At 62.2% G+C, this 18,140-nt stretch carries 7 protein-coding genes; 4 read left to right on the top strand and 3 right to left on the bottom strand.

The features are described 5' to 3' along the window. Positions 1–42: 42 nt before the first annotated feature. Together ACRESD_RS14505 and ACRESD_RS14500 are read right to left on the bottom strand one after the other, a co-directional pair. Entirely contained in the window at positions 43–174 is a 132-nt protein-coding gene (locus ACRESD_RS14505; protein WP_431751542.1) for a hypothetical protein, read from the bottom strand. A gap of 72 nt (positions 175–246) precedes the next feature. Beyond that, positions 247–2,055, bottom strand: coding sequence for a monovalent cation:proton antiporter-2 (CPA2) family protein (locus ACRESD_RS14500; RefSeq protein WP_431751541.1), 1,809 nt, complete (start codon positions 2,053–2,055; stop codon positions 247–249). A gap of 304 nt (positions 2,056–2,359) precedes the next feature. On the opposite strand from ACRESD_RS14500, the gene ACRESD_RS14495 reads away from it, so the two are divergent. Together ACRESD_RS14495 and ACRESD_RS14490 are read left to right on the top strand one after the other, a co-directional pair. Beyond that, entirely contained in the window at positions 2,360–15,031 is a 12,672-nt protein-coding gene (locus tag ACRESD_RS14495) for an autotransporter-associated beta strand repeat-containing protein (RefSeq protein WP_431751540.1), read from the top strand. A gap of 148 nt (positions 15,032–15,179) precedes the next feature. Then, positions 15,180–15,485, top strand: a complete 306-nt coding sequence (locus ACRESD_RS14490; RefSeq protein WP_431751539.1) for a helix-turn-helix domain-containing protein — start codon at positions 15,180–15,182, stop codon at positions 15,483–15,485. On the opposite strand, the gene ACRESD_RS14485 is transcribed toward ACRESD_RS14490, so the two are convergent. Next, complete coding sequence (locus tag ACRESD_RS14485; protein WP_431751538.1) at positions 15,479–16,396, bottom strand: EamA family transporter; 918 nt, start codon at positions 16,394–16,396, stop codon at positions 15,479–15,481. The two genes, ACRESD_RS14490 and ACRESD_RS14485, sit on opposite strands and share 7 nt — an antisense overlap. 93 nt (positions 16,397–16,489) lie before the next feature. Between ACRESD_RS14485 and ACRESD_RS14480 the strand changes: the two genes are divergently transcribed. Further along, entirely contained in the window at positions 16,490–17,272 is a 783-nt protein-coding gene (locus tag ACRESD_RS14480) for an AraC family transcriptional regulator (RefSeq protein ID WP_431751537.1), read from the top strand. 81 nt (positions 17,273–17,353) lie between these two features. Next, positions 17,354–18,140, top strand: a 787-nt coding sequence (locus tag ACRESD_RS14475) for a DUF726 domain-containing protein (RefSeq protein WP_431751536.1), incomplete at its 3' end; no start/stop codon positions are given.

The following is an 18,140-nucleotide window of genomic DNA, read 5'->3' as shown; positions in this document are numbered from 1 at the left end:
ATATTCCGCCTTGCCGTAATTAATAGAAACTTCGTTGTAGGCCTAGGGCAGGCTGAAGGTGAACTTGCCGCCCAAGGTCGAGATGGTTTGTGTGGTCGGTTTGGCGGCAGCGAATACGCTGCCGGCGGTAAGCGCGAGGGCCAGCAGGGCGGCGGTCTTGGTGAAAGTGGCCATGGAGCGCTCCAGTGATGAACGAAATTGCGGCGTATTCTGTCAGAAAAATCGCAATATCGTTCATCGATGGCTTTACACCTTGTCGGACTCTTCCTCAAGTCGGTCCATCTCAAACAGCCGCGCCAGTTCTGTGCGGGCTTCCTGGGCGGTTTGCATCACCTTGGCCGCGTCGTCGTACACCGCGTGTTGGGCGGCGAGGACTTGCAGGTCGTGGTTTTTGAAACGGGTAATGCGTGCGTCGGCCTGGGCCTGGCTCAAACCAAGACCAACCAGGGTGCGACGGCTCATTTCCAGGCTGGAATAGAAAGTCTCTCGCACCGGTGAGGCGTCCAGGTCCACCAACCGGTGTACGTGCTGGCGGTTACGGGCACGGGCGATGATTTTCATGTGCGGGTAGAGGTTACGCACCAGTTCGGCGGTCTTGATGTTGATCTCCGGGTCGTCCATGGCGATTACGAAGAACTCGGCCTGATCGACCTTGGCCGCGTGGAGGATTTCCGGGCGTTGCGGGTCACCGTAGAACACCGGCATGCCGCCGAAACTGCGGGTCAGCTCGATGGTCTCCACCGAGGTGTCCAGGGCAATGAACGAGATGTTTTGGGCGCGCAGTATCCGCGCCACGATCTGGCCCATACGGCCCATGCCGGCGATCACCACACGTGGCGCGTCGCTTTCGATGGTGCGGTATTCCTCCGGCACCTCCACGGGTTTGGCCTTGGGCTTGAACAGCTTGGGGCATACCAACAGCAGTAGCGGCGTCACCGCCATGGACAGGGTGATGGTCAGCACCAGCACGTCGTACAGATGTGGCTCGAACAGGCCCTGGTCGCGGCCGATCTTGAACACCACGAAGGCAAATTCACCGCCCGCTGCCAGCACTACGCCCAGGCGCAGGGCGCTCTCACGATTGAGGTCGCCCACCAAGCGGCCAACGGCGTAGAGCAGTGGCAACTTCAAGCCGATCAACAGCAGGGTCAGGCCGATGACCACCAGCGGTGTGCTGAGCAGGAGGCTGAGGTTGGCGCCCATGCCGACGCTGATAAAGAACAGGCCCAACAGCAGGCCCTTGAACGGCTCGATCTGGGATTCCAACTCATGACGGTATTCCGAATCCGCCAGCAGCAGGCCGGCGAGGAAGGCGCCGAGGGCCATGGACACGCCCACCAGTTCCATCAGCCAGGCGGTGCCGATCACCACCAGCAACGCGGTGGCGGTGGACACTTCGCGCAGGCCGGTCTTGGCGACGATACGAAACACCGGGCGCAACAGGTAGCGTCCGCCGATGATCACCACGGCGATGCTGCCGAGGATTTGCAGTACGTGTTGCCAGCCCTGGGCCTCGGTGGTCGGGTGGTCGCTGCCGGCCAGCAACGGCACCATGGCGATCAGCGGGATCGCGGCGATGTCCTGGAACAACAGAATTGCAAAGGCCAAGCGCCCATGGGGTTGGTTGAGTTCCTTGCGCTCGGCCAGGCTTTGCAGGCCAAAGGCCGTAGAGGACAGGGCCAGACCAAGGCCCAGCACGATCGCGCTGTTCCACGCTTGGCCAAACAGCCATAACGCTACCGCTCCCATCACCAGGCCTGTGAGCAACACCTGGGCCAGGCCGACGCCGAACACCGCCTTGCGCATTACCCATAAACGCTTGGGCGACAGTTCCAGGCCGATGATAAACAGCAGCAGCACCACGCCCAGTTCCGAGAACTGCGCCACGCTTTGTGGATTGCCCACCAGGCCCAACACCGATGGGCCGATGATCACGCCAGCGAACAGATAGCCGAGTACCGCACCCAGTTGCAGGCGTTTGGCCAAAGGCACGGTCAGCACGGCAGCGAGCAGGAACACCACGGCTGCTTGTAACAGGTTGCCTTCATGGGGCATGGGGAACTCCAGGATCAATAAAGCGAATCTACAGGGCGCCATTAGAGCGCTTGCTTACATTTTGAAACTTGTGTTTTTGCAGCGAAATGTCAATGGATGTTGGCTGTAATTCCATTCTTACACTGAATTTACGAAAGTATTAATACCATTTAATTCAATGGCTTTCCGTTGGTCTACTACTGTTTCGACACACTAGGTCAGTTGTCACCACGGTCAGGTATTTCGAATTCAGTGCGTGTCGGTCTCTAGGGTTGGGCTTCTACGCATTCATGGATGAAAGGCTTGGACCACGAAGGAGTTGGACGTGGATAGAAGACTTGCTACTGCCGCTACACCCCGGTTTTCTCCTCTTTCCCTTGCGGTTCGCCTCGGCGTCGCTGGGCTGCTGATCGGTCTCACTGCCCAGTCTGCGATGGCTGCCTGCACCGTTACCGGGTTAACGGTGGACTGCAGCGGTACCGCTGCGCTCCTGGCTCCCAACGCCTATTCCAATGGCACTGACGGCTTGACTGTCAATGTACTCAGTGGCACCACCATGGCGGCCTCGCTGGGTACGGTGATGAGCCTGACGGGTAACAACATCACCTTGAACAACAACGGCACCATCGACCCTTCAGTTCTCGGGCTGGTGACGCTGCTCAGCAGTGGCGTGGTGATTGGCAGTGGAGCGTCGGGCCAGGTGGTTGTCAATAACACGGGGACGATGAAGGGCACCTCGGGACTTCTCTCGCTCAACCTCGGCACCCTCAATGGCATGGCCCTCAATATCAACAACGGCAGCTCGGGGACGACCACCATCACCAACAGTGGGACCCTGGGTTCCTCGGCATTGCTGGGCCTTAGCCTGTTGACCCCTGATGTGCCGGTGGTGGCGGTGCACGGCGGCTCTCAAATCATCATGAGCAACGAGGCGGGGGCCAACATCAACGGGCGCATGGCGTTCGAAGCGTCGACAGGCGGCAATACGTTCACCAACGCCGGCAGCATTGTGGGCGGTTTGTCGATGGGGGCGTCGAGCAGCAACACCTTTAACGCCATTACCGGTTCCAGCGTGGCCAGCGGGGGTGGGCTCGGTCTCAACCTGGGCGGCTTGGTGGGGATCAATCTCACCTTTGCGCCCACCGGCCAGATTGACGGTGGAGCAGGGGGCAGCAACACGTTGGTGCTGCAAAACGCTAGTGGTTTAGGCGGCGGCACCAGTGGTATCGGCGCTGCTTCGAGTGCCAATTACGTCAACTTCAACAACCTGACGGTCAACAGCGGTACCTGGACCCTGACAGGGCCCTTGGTGAGCACCAATACGACACTCAACGGTGGTATCTCACTGTTTGACAACAACGCTACATTCGGCAGCGGCGTACTGACCGCCAATGGCGGCGCGATTCAAGCGAGTGCCGGGGGGCTCGCCCTTAACAACTTGATGACACTCACGGGGGGCGGCCTGACGGTGAATGGTGCCGCCACAGGCTTGACCCTGGCGGGCGTACTCTCAGGCACGGGTGGTTTGAACATGGCCGGCACCGGCCAATTGATCCTCAGCGGTGCCAACACCTATTCGGGCGGCACCACGCTGGCCGGCGGCACCGTGCAGTTGGGCAATGACTTGGCGCTGGGTAGTGGCTTGGTCAACGTCACCGGTGTGGCAACCTTGCAGGCGCCCGGCACGATCAACCTCGCCAACGACCTCACCCTTGGCAGCACCTTGACCACCGACGTTGCCGGGACCCTGAACCTGGGCGGTGTCATAACAGGTGCAGGCACCATCACCAAGATCGGCACCGGCAGCCTTGGCCTCAACGGCCTCAACACCAGCTATACCGGCACTACCAACCTGGGTGCAGGCACCTTGGTGCTGGGTAATAACAATGCCCTGGGCAACGGCAGTTTGAATGTCACGGCGGCGGCCAGCCTCGATGGCGGCGGCGCGTCAGCCTTGAGCAATAACATCAGCCTCGGCGGTGCGTTGAACCTGACCGGGATCAACCCCTTGACCCTCAGCGGCGTGATGTCCGGCGCGGGTGCGCTGACCAAAAGCGGTGCGGGCCTGTTGACCCTGACCGGCAACAATACCCGTACGGGCACTACCGCACTGAACGCTGGCGGCCTGGTACTGGGTTCCAACACAGCATTGGGGCTCGGCGCCCTTACCGCGTCAGCGGGCACTTCGCTGGATGCCAGCACCGCCGTGACCCTGGCCAATGCTGTCAACCTGGCCGGCGCATTGACGGTGGGCGGCAGCCAGGCGCTGGGCTTGAACGGCGTCATTTCTGGTGCAGGAAACCTGATCAAGAACGGCGCCGCTGCGTTGACCCTGGGTGGCAACAACACCTTCAGCGGCAACACCAACCTCAACAGTGGTTCGTTGATCCTTGGCAGCAATACAGCCCTGGGTACCGGCGCCCTCATTGCGGCGGCGGGTACTTCGCTGGATGCCAGCACCAACGTCACCCTCGGCAACGCCGTGAACCTGGTAGGTGCACTGACCGTGGGCGGCAGCCAGGCATTGGGCTTGAACGGCGTCATTTCCGGTGCGGGAAACTTGATCAAGAACGGCGCCGCTGCGTTGGCCCTGGGCGGCAACAACACCTTCAGCGGTAACACCAACCTCAACGGCGGTTCGCTGATCCTTGGCAGCAATACGGCCCTGGGTACGGGCGGCACCTTGAGTGCGGCCAACAACACCACGCTGGATGCCAGCACCGCCGTCAGCCTCACCAATGCGTTGGACCTCGCCGGCAACCTGAATATCGGTGGCAGCAACAACCTGACGCTGGGCGGTGTGATCAGCGGTGCGGGTGGGCTGACCAAAAACGGCGCGGCAGCGTTGGTGCTCAACGGCGCTAACACGTTCCTGGCCGGCACCACGCTGGCGGGCGGCACGTTGACGGTGGGTAACAATGCGGCGTTGGGCACCGGTGCGCTCAATGTGACCGGGGCCGCGACCCTGAACAACAACGCCGGTGTCACCCTGGGCAATGCTATCAACCTGGGCGCCAACCTGACGGTGGCGAGCGCCAATCCACTGACCTTGAGCGGTGTCATCAGCGGCACCAACGGGTTGATCAAAACGGGTGCGGCGACCCTCACCCTCAATGGCGCCAATACCTATTCCGGCACCACCGCGCTGACCGCTGGAGGGCTGATGCTCGGTTCCGGCACAGCGTTGGGCACGGGGGCCTTGACCGCGTCGAATGGCACTCACCTGGATGCCAGCGGCGCGTTGAGCCTGGGCAATAACCTCAACCTGAACGGCAGCTTGACCATCGATGGCAGCAACGCTTTGACCTTGAACGGCGTGGTGAGTGGCATTGGCGCTCTGGTCAAGGCCGGCCCGGCGGACCTGATCCTCAACGGCGCCAACAACTACCTGGGCGGCACATCGCTCAACCTCGGCAAGATCGTCGTGGGTGGCAGCAATGCGTTGGGCAGCGGCACGCTGACGGCGGCGGCGGGGACTGCGCTGGACGCCAATACCACTTCGTCGCTGACTAACCTGATCAACCTCGGTGGCGCGCTGACGGTGGGCGGCTCGGCCGATCTGACATTGGGCGGTGTGGTCGGCGGCGTGGCAGGTTCATTGATCAAGAATGGCGCGGCCAACCTGACCCTCAACGGCCTCAATACTTTCCAGGGTGGCACCACGCTCAACAGCGGGACGCTGACGGTCGGCACGGACACGGCCCTGGGCAGTGGCGCGCTCACCGTCGGCGGTGCCTCGACGTTGGACAGCAACGCGGCCGTCACCCTGAGCAATGCCATTGCGCTCAATGCCGGCCTGACCGTGGGCGGCACCAATGACCTGACACTGGGCGGTGTAGCCAGCGGTGCTGGTCCGCTGATCAAGAACGGCGCGGCCAACCTGACCCTCAATGCCAACAACACGTTCAGCGGCGGCACCACGCTCAACGCCGGGACACTGACCGTGGGCAACGCTGGCGGGCTGGGTAGCGGGGCGCTGACCGTCGGGGGCGCGGCGACCCTGGACACCAGTGGGCCCTTCAACCTGGGCAACGCCATTGCGCTGAATGCCAACCTGACCCTCGCCGGCAACAACAATTTGGTCCTGAGCGGTGTGCTCAGCGGCGCCGGCAGCCTGATCAAGAATGGCTTGTCCGACCTGACCCTGACGGGTAATAACACGTTGACCGGCGCCGTGGATGTGCTTGCCGGCAGCCTCAGTGTGTTGAGTGCCAATGCCCTGGGCAATACTTCCGGTGCCAACATCAGCGCCGGGGCATCACTGAACCTGGGGGCTGATTCGAGCTTGGCGGCGCTGTCCGGCAGTGGTTCGGTTGTACTGGGCGCGGGTACGACATTAAGTGTGGGCGGTGTCAGCACATCCAGTACGTTCAACGGCAGCCTCGATGGCGGCGGTGGCCTGACCAAAGTCGGCAGCGGCACCCTCAACCTCGCTGGCACCAATGGCTTGACCGGCAATACCGCGATCAATGCGGGCACCTTGAATCTCAGTGGTTCCCTGGCCAGCGGCATCGTCAATGTGAACAGCGGCGGCACCCTGACCGGCAGCGGTTCGGTACTCAACGCCTTGAATGTGAACAATGGCGGGCACCTGGCACTGAGCAGTGGCACGACCCTGTCTGCCGGTTCCTTGGTATTGGGTTCGGGAGCCAATGTGGATGTGGCACTGAACGCTCCGTCCGTCACGCCCTTGCTCAGCGTCGGTGGCAACCTCACCCTCGATGGCAACCTTAACGTGACGGATGCCGGTGGCTTTGGCGTCGGCGTCTACCGCCTGGCCAACTACACCGGCAGCCTGACCAACCTGGGCCTTGACGTCGCCACCGTGCCCATCGGTTATGCCCTGGGCGACCTGGTGGTGCAGACCTCAGTCGGTAATCAAGTCAATATCGTCGTCTCGGCGCCGAGCACCAACCTGCGGTTCTGGGACGGCAGCCAGACCATTCCCAACGGTTCGGTGGATGGCGGCACTGGCACTTGGTCCAGTGGTGGCACCAACTGGACCAACGTCAGCGGCACGCTCAACCAGACATGGGCCGGGGACTTTGCCGTGTTCCAGGGCTCGGCGGGTACGGTCACGGTGCAGGGGCCGCAACTGTTCACCGGCATGCAATTCGCTACCGACGGCTACAACCTGGTCAGCGGCATAGCTGGGCAGTTGACGGCGGTGAATGGATTGTCGGGTGATACGGCGATCCGGGTTGACCCCGGTGCCACTGCGACCATCGGGGTGAACATTGATGGTACCGGCATCCTCAATAAACTCGACGCCGGTACGCTGGTACTCGGCGGCACCAACACCTACACCGGAGGCACCACGCTCAATGGCGGCACCTTGGTGGTGGGCAATAACGCGGCGCTGGGCAGTGGCACGTTGACGGCCGCTGGTGGTACGACGCTGGACAGCAATACCGCGACCACCCTGGCTAATGCCGTCACGTTGAATGGCAATGTGACCGTGGCAGGCACCCAGGCGCTGACGCTCAATGGCGTGATTGGCGGCGCGGGTGGCTTGATCAAAGCGGGGGCGGCCAACTTGACCCTGGGCGGCAATAACACCTTCCTCGGTCCGGTGGCGTTGAGCGCCGGTGGACTCATTCTGGCGTCCAATTCGGCGTTGGGCAGCGCCACTTTGAATGCAGCGAATGGCACGAGCCTGGGCAGCAGTGCCGCAGTCACCGCCAACAATGCGATCAACCTGGCGGGCAACCTGGGCATCCTCGGTACGGCAGACCTGACCCTCGGCGGCACCATCAACGGTGCCGGCAGCCTGACGAAAAACGGCGCGGCCAACCTGGTGCTCAGTGGCGCGAATAACTTCCTCGGCGGCACGACCCTCAACGCCGGCACCCTGACGCTGGGTAGCAATGGGGCCTTGGGCCTGGGCAACCTGACCGTCGCTGGCGCAGCCACCCTGGATAACAATACGACGGTGACCGCCGGCAACAATGTGGTGTTGAATGCCAACCTGACGGTGGCCGGTACGAATGACCTTGCCCTCGGCGGCCTGGTGTCCGGCAGCGGGGCGCTGGTCAAAAACGGCGCTGCCAACCTGACACTCAATGGCATCAATACTTATCAAGGCGGTACCACCCTCAATGCCGGTACCTTGACCCTGGGTACGTCGGCAGCGCTTGGCTCTGGCGCCTTGACGGTCGGTGGCGCTGCCAGCCTGGACAGCAGCGCGCCGTTGGTGCTGACCAATGCGGTCAACGTCAACGCCAACCTGACCCTTGCCGGCAACAACAATATGACTTTGGGCGGTGTGCTATCGGGTGGCGCCAGCTTGATCAAAACCGGTCTGGCCGACTTGACCCTGAGTGGCAACAACACCTTCACCGGCCTGTTCGACGTGCAATCCGGCAGCCTCACCACTCTGGGCAACGGTGCGCTGGGTGTGGGCGCCGGGGTCAACCTGGGCAACAGTGCGCAATTGAACCTGGGCGGCTCGGCCAGCCTCGGCGCGCTCACCGGTAACGGCGTGACCTTGGTCGGCACGGGCAGCACTTTAAGTGTCGGTGGCAATAACCTGAACAGCACCTTCGGCGGTGTGCTCACCGGCGCTGGCAACTTCACTAAAATTGGCAACGGAGCCCTGACCCTGGGCGGCATCAGCACGTTGACCGGTGACACCCAAGTGAATGCCGGCAGCCTGCTGGTCAACGGCGAACTGGCCAGTGCGAACGTGGGCGTCGCCAGCGGCGCTACCCTGGGCGGCACCGGCACTTTGTTGGGCAGTGTGAATGTGGCCGATGGCGCTCACCTGGCCGTCAATTCGGGCAACACCTTGACGGTGGGCTCGCTGGTCTTGAACGGCAACTCCAACCTGGATGCTGGCCTGGGCGCGGCGTCCAGCGGCGGTACAGCGTTGATCCATGTGGGCGGCAACCTGACCCTGGACGGCACCCTCAACGTGCACGATATCGGCGGCTTCGGTGCGGGTATCTATAGTTTGATCGACTATACCGGTGCACTCACTGACAACGGCCTGGCGGTGGGCAGCGTACCGGTGAACGTGACCCCGGGCGATCTTTCCGTGCAGAGCGCGATCGCCAACCAGATCAACTTGCTGGTCAGCGGCAGCACCAACGTGCAGTTCTGGGATGGTAGCCAGCAAGTGGCGAACGGCAACGTCGATGGCGGTGCCGGCACCTGGGGGGGCATTGGTACTAATTGGACCAATGTCAATGGCGTGGTCAATCAAGGCTGGACGCCCAACAGCTTCGCGGTGTTCCAAGGCACGGCAGGCACTGTGACGGTTGACGGCGCTCAAGCCATTACCGGCCTGCAATTTGTCACCGACGGCTACAACGTAGTCGGCGGCACGGCGGGGGCCTTGACCCTGCTCAACGGCGTCGGCGGCAATACGGCGGTGCGTGTCGACCCGAACGTCACCGCCACCCTGGGTGTGACCCTCGACGGCGGCGGAACGCTGGCCAAGCTGGATTCGGGCACGCTAGTACTCAATGGCGCCAACACCTACACCGGTGGCACCGCGCTCAATGGCGGCACCCTGGTAGTCGGCAATAACAGCGCGCTGGGCAGTGGTGCATTGACCACCGCCAACGGCACCACACTGGACAGCAACACCGCCGTTACCCTGGGCAACGCTGTGAACGTCAACGGCACCCTGACTGTCGGCGGCAGCAACGCCCTGACCCTGGCAGGCACCGTGGCGGGCACCGGCAGCCTGATCAAGAATGGCATCGCCAACCTGACCTTGAGCGGCAACAACACCTATGCAGGACCGACCGCGCTGAATGGCGGCGGGGTGATCCTGGCTTCCAACAATGCCTTGGGCACCGGTGCGTTGAATGCGGCGGCGGGCACCACCCTTGACACCAGCAGCGCAGTGGCCTTGACCAATACCGTAAACCTGGCGGGTAACCTCGGTATCCTCGGCAGCGCCGATTTGGCGCTCAACGGGTTGGTCAGCGGCGCGGGCGGCCTGACCAAAAGTGGAACGGGCAACCTGACGCTCACTGGCAATAATGCGTACCTCGGTGGTACGCAGTTGAACGCGGGTACCTTGACCCTGGGCAACGGCTCGGCGCTCGGCACGGGTGCCTTGACCGTCGGCGGTACTGCCACGCTGGATAACAGCAGCGCACTGGCCCTGGTCAATAACGTCAGCGTCAATGCGGCGCTGACCGTGGTGGGCACCCATGACCTGACCCTGGGCGGTGTGGTCGACGGCAACGGTTCGTTGATCAAGAACGGCAATGCCAATCTGACCCTGAATGGCTCCAACACCTACAGCGGCGGTACCACACTCGCTGCCGGGACACTGACCGTTGGCAATGCTGCGGGCCTGGGCTCGGGTGCCCTGACCGTCAGCGGCACCGGTACTCTGGACAACAGCGCGCCGCTGGTGCTGGCCAACGCGGTCAACCTGAATGCCGACCTGAACGTGGCCGGTAACAACAACCTGACCCTGGGCGGTGTGCTGGCCGGTAATGCAGCGCTGATCAAGAACGGCGCGGCGGACTTGCTGCTCACGGGTAACAACACTTTCAGCGGCCCCCTCAACGTGGTCGGCGGTACCGTGACCACCCAGGGCAACGCGGCGCTGGGCAACACGTCCGGTGTCAACGTTGGCACGGGTGCCAGCCTCAACCTGGGGGGGAATGCCAGCCTCAATAGCTTGGCCGGCAACGGCATTGTCCAAGTCGCGGGCGGCAACACGCTGGCGGTGGGTGGCAGCAACCTGGACAACACCTTCGCAGGCGCACTGAACGGTGCCGGCAACCTGGATAAAAACGGCAGCGGTGTGCTCAACCTGAGCGGCACCAATGGTCTCAGCGGCGCCGCGAATATCAATGGCGGCACCTTGAATGTCAGCGGTTCGCTGGCCAGCGGCACGGTGGCGGTCAACAACGCTGCGACTCTGGCCGGAACCGGTACGTTGACCGGCGCGGTGACGGTCGCCGACGGCGGCCATCTCGGCCTGACCTCCGGCAGCTCGCTGTCGGTGGGGTCGCTGGTATTGGGCAACAATGCCAACCTGGACGTCGGCCTCGGTATTCCGGTAGTCGGCGGCGGCAGCGGGCTGTTGAACGTGGGCGGCGACCTGACACTGGGTGGCAAGCTCAACGTCACGGATATCGGCGGCTTTGGCAGCGGCGTCTATAACATCATCAACTACGGCGGGGCACTCACCAACAATGGCCTGGCCCTCGGCACACTACCGGGCAGCGTGATCCCGGGCGATGTGCAAGTGCAGACAGCGGTCAGCAACAAGGTCAACCTGCTGGTGACGGCGCCCAACACCACCGTGCAGTTCTGGGATGGCGCCAACCTGGTGGGCAATGGCGCCATTGATGGCGGCACCGGTACCTGGGGCACTGGTATCACCAACTGGACCAATGTCGACGGCACGCTCAACCAAGGCTGGGGCAACAGCTTCGCGGTGTTCCAAGGCACGGCGGGCAACGTGAACGTGGATGGTACGCAATCCATCACCGGCATGCAGTTCGTCACTGACGGCTACAACCTGGCCTCTGGCACAGCAGGCGTGCTCAACCTGGTCAACGGTGGCACCGGCAACACGGCGATCCGTGTCGACCCGAACGCCACCGCCACCCTGGGCGTGACACTCGGTGGCGCTGGCACCCTGGCCAAGCTCGACAGCGGCACCTTGGTGCTCAACGGCAGCAACACCTATACCGGCGGCACCGCGTTGAATGGTGGCACGCTGGTGGTTGGCAATAACAGCGCGCTGGGCTCCGGCGCGTTGACTGCAGCGGACGGCACCACCCTGGACAGCAACGCGGCCGTCGTTTTGGGTAACACAGCGGTACTCAACGGCGCGCTCAGCATCGGCGGCAGCAACGCGTTGACGCTCAACGGTGCGCTCAGCGGTACCGGCAGCCTGTTGAAAAAAGGCACGGCAACACTGACCCTCAACGGTGCCAACACCTACAGCGGCGGCACCGGTTTGAATGCCGGTCAACTGATCCTTGGCAATAACGGCGCTCTGGGCACGGGTGTGCTGGCGGTGGGCGGTCCTGCTCAGTTGGACGGCACGACCGACCTGCAACTGGCCAACGCCATCAACCTGGGCGGCCCGCTGACGTTGGCTGGCAGTCACGACCTGGCACTCAACGGCGTCGTCAGTGGCACCGGCAGCCTGGTGAAAAACGGCAATGGCGCGCTGCTGCTGACCGGCGCGAACACCTACAGCGGCGGCACCACACTCAACGGCGGCAGCACCACCGGCGACACCAACAGCCTGCAAGGCGCAATCGCCAACAATGCCGCGCTGACTTTTGCCCAAGGAGCCGATGGTACCTACACCGGCAACCTGACGGGCGCCGGGGTATTGAATAAAACCGGTACCGGCGCGCTGCTGCTGGTTGGCAACAACACCTTCACCGGCAACACCAACGTCAACGCAGGCAGCCTGCTGGTCAACGGCACCTTGAACAGCGCGGCAGTACAAGTGGCGAGTGGCGCGACCCTCGGCGGGAGCGGCACCCTCAGTGGCGCTGTCACGATGGCGGATGGTTCCACCCTCAAGGCGGGCTCTGCGACGCCGTTGTCGGTGGGCTCGCTGGCACTGTCATCGGGCACGGCCCTGGACTTCACCCTGGGTGCACCCGGGGCATCCACCACCGCAGTGAATGTGGCGGGTAACCTGGTCCTCGATGGCACACTCAACGTCACCAATGCAGGTGGCTTTGGGGTCGGCGTCTACCAACTGTTCCGCTATGGCGGCAGCTTGACCGATAACGGCTTGACCCTTGGCACATTGCCGGTGGGCCTGGGCGACCTGACCCTGCAGACAGCGTTGGCCAACCAGCTCAACCTGCTGGTGCAGACCACACCAGGGCAGATCCAGTTCTGGAACGGCGGCACCACTAACCCAGGCGGCACCATCACCGGCGGCAGCGGCACCTGGGGTCCAGGCACCAACTGGACCGACCCGACGGGCACCCAAGGCCAGGCGTCGAACAACCAGTTCGCCGTGTTTGGTGGGCAGGGCGGTAGTGTCACTGTAGTCGGCAACCAGGGCTTTACCGGTCTGCAGTTCCTCGACCCTGGCTACACGCTGACGGCGGGGGCTGGAGGCTCGTTGACACCGACTGGTGTTGCAGCGGTGCGGGTCAATTCGGGGGTGACCACGGAAGTGGCAGCACCGATCGTGGGGGCCGGGGGCATCAACAAACTGGACGCCGGCACCTTGTTGTTGACCGGTGCCAACACCTACACAGGCGGTACTACCGTCAGCGGCGGTACGCTGGCCGGTAGCACGCAAAGCTTGCAGGGCCGTTTCCTGAACAACGCACGCATGCTGTTTGTACAACGAACTAATGGCACCTTCAGCGGCACCTTGACGGGCACCGGCAGCATCGCCAAGCAAGGCTCCGGCGCGCTGTTGCTGACCGGCAACCAACCGTTCAGCGGCACGGTGGCAGTGGATGAGGGCGTGCTGCAAGTCGGCAATGCGGCCAATCCAGGTGCGGTGTTGGGTGGGCAAGTGACCGTGGCCAGTGGCGCCGGCTTGACCGGCAACGGCAGTGTCGGTTCGCTGGTCAACAACGGCAGCGTCACCCCTGACAGCGGCAAGCTGACTGTGGCTGGCAATTTCACCAACGCCAATACCGGTGCACTCAACCTGGTCATCACGCCTTCGGTCGCCAGTTCCTTGGCGGTTGGCGGTACGGCGAACCTCGGCGGTACGTTGAATGTCATCAACCTGGCGCCGTATGCCGGCCCGACCACCTACACGTTGCTGACGGCCAGTGGCGGCGTCAACGGCACCTTCAGCAACACCAACCTGGAGAATCTGGCGTTCCTCAATACCGCCTTGAACTACAGCCCGAACCAGGTGGCCCTGGCGGTCAGCCGTAACAACGTGAGTTATGCCAGCGTGGCAGCCACCGGCAACCAGAGTGGCGTGGCGGCGGCTTTGGACAGTGGTCCCGCAGTGGGTGGAGCGGCGGTGCAAAATGCGCTGCTCAATACCGATGCGGCCGGTGCACGGGCGGCCTTCGACAGCTTGTCCGGTGAGATCCATGCCAGCACCGCCAGTGCCATGCTCGAAGACTCGCGCTACATCCGTGACGCGGTCAACGAGCGTATGCGCCAACCCGGCTGCTATCGCGAGGATGATCCACGCAACAGCCTGGCACCGAGTGAAAACCGCCTGAGCAGCGCGGGCTGCCACGGCGAAATGGTCGGCTGGATGCGTGTGCTGGGCACCTGGGGCCACATGGGTGGCGACAGCAACACCGCCAAACTGGATCGCAACCTCGGCGGTTTCCTGCTCGGTACCGACAAGCAAGTGGACGACGCCTGGCGCGTCGGTGTGGCCGCCGGTTACACCCGCAGCGACCTGGATGCCAAGCGCCGCAACTCCAGCGCTGACGTCGACAGCTACCACTTGATGGCGTACACCGCGTATCAGCAGGAAGCCTTCGCCGCTCGGATGGGCGTGGCGTACAGCTGGCACGACATCGAGAGCAAGCGCGACGTGGCAGTCGGTGGCACAGGTCAACGTCTGAAAGCCGACTACAAGGCACGCAGTGCACAAGTGTTCGGTGAAGTGGGCTACACGATCGAAACCCGCAACGTGGTCGTGGAACCGTTTGCCGGCTTGGCCTACGTCAATTACGACAGCGACACCTTCAAGGAAAAAGGTGGTTCCGCCGCCCTGCGTGGCAATGCTGACCAAGACGTGACCTTCTCCACCTTGGGCGTGCGCATCGGCCAGACCATCACCCTGGGTAACGGCTCGAAAATCACGCCACGGGGCAGCATCGGCTGGCGTCACGCCTTTGGTGACACCAAGCCCGATGCCGACCTGAGCTTCATCAATGGCGGGGGATCGTTCAGCACTCAAGGCGTGCCGATTGCCAAGGACAGTGCGGTCGTGGAAGCGGGCCTGGATTATCAGATCAGCCAGAACGGCAAGCTCGGTTTGGGCTACTCGGGTCAACTGTCACGCAACGATAAGGACCACGCGATGACTATCAGCTTCTCCCTCGGTTTCTGATCAAAGCCGAGCACCTTTAACCGCCCGAAAGGGCGGTTTTTTTTGCTTTGGAAATGTGGTGGGCATGCAAGTGGGCGTTGTCGAACGCTAGCAAAAATTCCTTCGATGGAATATTTGAATGCCTTCAATTCCAATACAGGCCACAACCATGGCGAAGAAATTCACTGAACTTCAAGCTCGCATGACGCCCGAGTCCCGTAGCGAGGCCGAGCAGTTGTTCCGCCAGCACTTGAAAGAAATGCCGTTGCATGAACTGCGCAAGGCACAACAGCTGAGCCAGGAGAGCCTGGCCAAAGCATTGAAAATCAACCAGGCGGCTGTCTCCAAGATGGAGCGTCGTACTGACATGTACATCAGCACGTTGCGTGATTACATCCGCGCAATGGGCGGGGAGTTGGAAATCATCGCGACGTTTCCGGATGGTCAGGTCAAGATCGACAACTTCGCCTACTGACTGCATGAGTGTGTGGTAGCCGCTCGGTCAAGCACTGGGCTTTGTGGCCCTGACGTCGTTCGACGACGGTATAGCCCAACCGCGAGACCCGCGATGATGATTGCCATCGACATCAGGTTGAGTGTGGAAACCCGCTCATCCAGTATCAACATCGAACTGGCTATCCCGAACACCGGAATCAACAACGACAGCGGCGCGACAGTGGACACCGGGTAAGCCTTGAGCAGTGTGTTCCAGCCCCAATAGGCAAGGTGTGTGGCCAGGTAGACCTGAAACAGGATCGACAGCACGGCGGTCAGGTCGAGGTGGGTGGGCAAGTTTTCGAACGCTGCGCCGCCGTGTATCCACCAGGTCATGAGCAGTAAGGGAATCGGTGGGAACAGGCTGGCCCAGACCATGAACGCAAAGATTTCCTTCACCCCGGATGCCTTGATGATCACGTTGCCCACACTCCAGGCCAGTGCACTGAACACGATCAACATGACACCCAGCACGGCATGTTCACCTTGCTGGGTAGCGATGATCCCGGTTAGCCCGATCAAGGCGAGTACAGCGCCTATCCACTGCGCGTAGCGGATTTTTTCCTGGAACAGCACGTAGCCCCAGCCCAGGGTGAAGAACACGCTGAGCTGGATGATCAGCGAGGCGATACCCGGGCTGACCCCGAGGTGGATGCCGTAGTTGATCACGCCCCACATGCCCAGCCCGAAAATCACACCATAGGCCGCCACGTAGCGAAACTTGACGGCGGGGCGCCGGATGAAGAACACCAGTGGCAAGGCGGCCAGGGCGAAACGAATGCTGGTGAGGAAGAACGGGTCGATGTCGCGCAGGCCCAGTTTAGTGATGGGAAAGTTCAGCCCCCAGATGAAGGTGACGAGCAGGGCGAGGGCGAGGTGCTTTTTGTGCATGAGCGTTCCAGGGCGGGTTCGGAGGCGTGAATGCTAGAACTTGGTGCAATGGCCCGCTTGCTATGTCAGGCCATACTTTGACAATATCGGGCCATGATCCCGACCTTTGATGTCAACGACCCCGAAGCGGTGGTCACCTTGCGCGAATACCCGTCCGGCACCGTGTTCGAGCGGCATACCCATTCGCGTGGTCAGTTCGCCTACGCCTCCAGCGGCGCACTCAAGATGTTTACCGACCTTGGCAGCTGGGTGGTGCCGCCGCAGCGGGCGATCTGGGTGCCGGGCGGTGTACATCACGAGATGCACATGCGCGGTGATGTGGTGATGCTTAACACCTACCTTGATGACGACGCCGCCGGGCGAGCTGGTTTACAGGACCGTTGCCAGGTGTTCGAGGTGTCTTCGCTGCTCAGGCATTTGCTGGAAGCGGCACTGGCTATTGCGCCCAGCGCAGCACTCGGTGTGCGACAGCGCTGTGTATTGACGCTGCTGATCGATGAAATCAGCGCGATGCCCGAAGTGCCTCTCAGTGCACCATTACCTGCGGAGCCTCGCCTGGCTCGGGCCTGCCAGCGTTTTGTGGATGCGCCGACACAGCGCATTTCCCTGGATGAGATGGCCGCTTGGTCGAACATGAGCCGACGTACTTTCACGCGTAACTTCCATGAAAGCATCGGCATGACGTTCGTGGCGTGGCGCCAGCAAGTGTGCCTGTTGGAGGCGACGGCTCGGCTCAGCCATGGCGCGTCGATTACCGAGGTGGCGTTCGCGTTGGGGTTCAGCAGCTCCAGCGCCTTTACTTCGGTGTTCCGCCGCAATCTGGGAGAGAGCCCGGCACGCTACCTGGCCAAATCCAAGGCAGCGTCGTTGTTCTGAATCACGTCGGTCAGGATTCATCTTTGCCAACACCCTGCTTTGTTACTATCGCTGCCCATCGTCACCAGGAGTCACCGGTCCATGCAACACCAGTGGGATGAAATGCACCGCACCCGCAAGCCCACGTTCGTGCTGTGCGGAGAACCCCAGGGGGAAGTGCTCAATCTCTACGTTCACGGTTATTCGGCGTTCTTCAATCTCCATCAACTGGGGAGCTTCAAGGAGCAATTGGCGAGTATCGAGGGTTCGACCAACCTGATGCTGTTCTGGCCGGCGGGGCATTTCCTGGAAAACCTGTTCGCGCCGTTCAAAGACGTGATTGCCTCGATGCTCGGCGGTGGTGGCCTGGGTGCGGCGACGGTGGGTGTGGGCAAGGCGATTGCCTATTTCCTCGACCATTACAAGAGTGTCGAGGCACGTGTCGATGAAGTGGCCAAGACGTTGTTGCCGGAGCTGGCAGGTTACCTGCACGACGAGTCGCTGCCAGTGCGGCGTATCAACCTGATCGGTCACTCCCTCGGCGCGCGCATTCTGGTCAAGAGCGTGCTGGCCAGCCCGGAGGTCGCCCGCGAGTTGCCATTGAACAACCTGCTGCTGATGGGCGGGGCGATCTCTACGTCCAGCCCCTGGGAAGACGTGTCGGCACCGTTCAAGGGGCGGGTGATCAACTGTCACTCCAGCAAAGACTGGGCGCTGGCGATAAAACCGGATACCGAACGTTGCATTGGCCGTTATGCGATTGACGTGACGCCAGCGTTGAAGGCCAAGGTTACCAATGTGCACCTGGCCACTTTTGATCATGCCGCCTATTGGCCGCAATTGAAGACGGTGGTGCAGTACACCGACCTGTTGCAAGAGCGTCGCGGCC

The sequence above is a fragment of the Pseudomonas sp. genome (genome assembly GCF_050739995.1).
Lineage (GTDB): Bacteria > Pseudomonadota > Gammaproteobacteria > Pseudomonadales > Pseudomonadaceae > Aquipseudomonas.
Note: the sequence above shows the minus strand (reverse complement) of the source record. Positions and strands in the feature narration are given on the sequence as shown.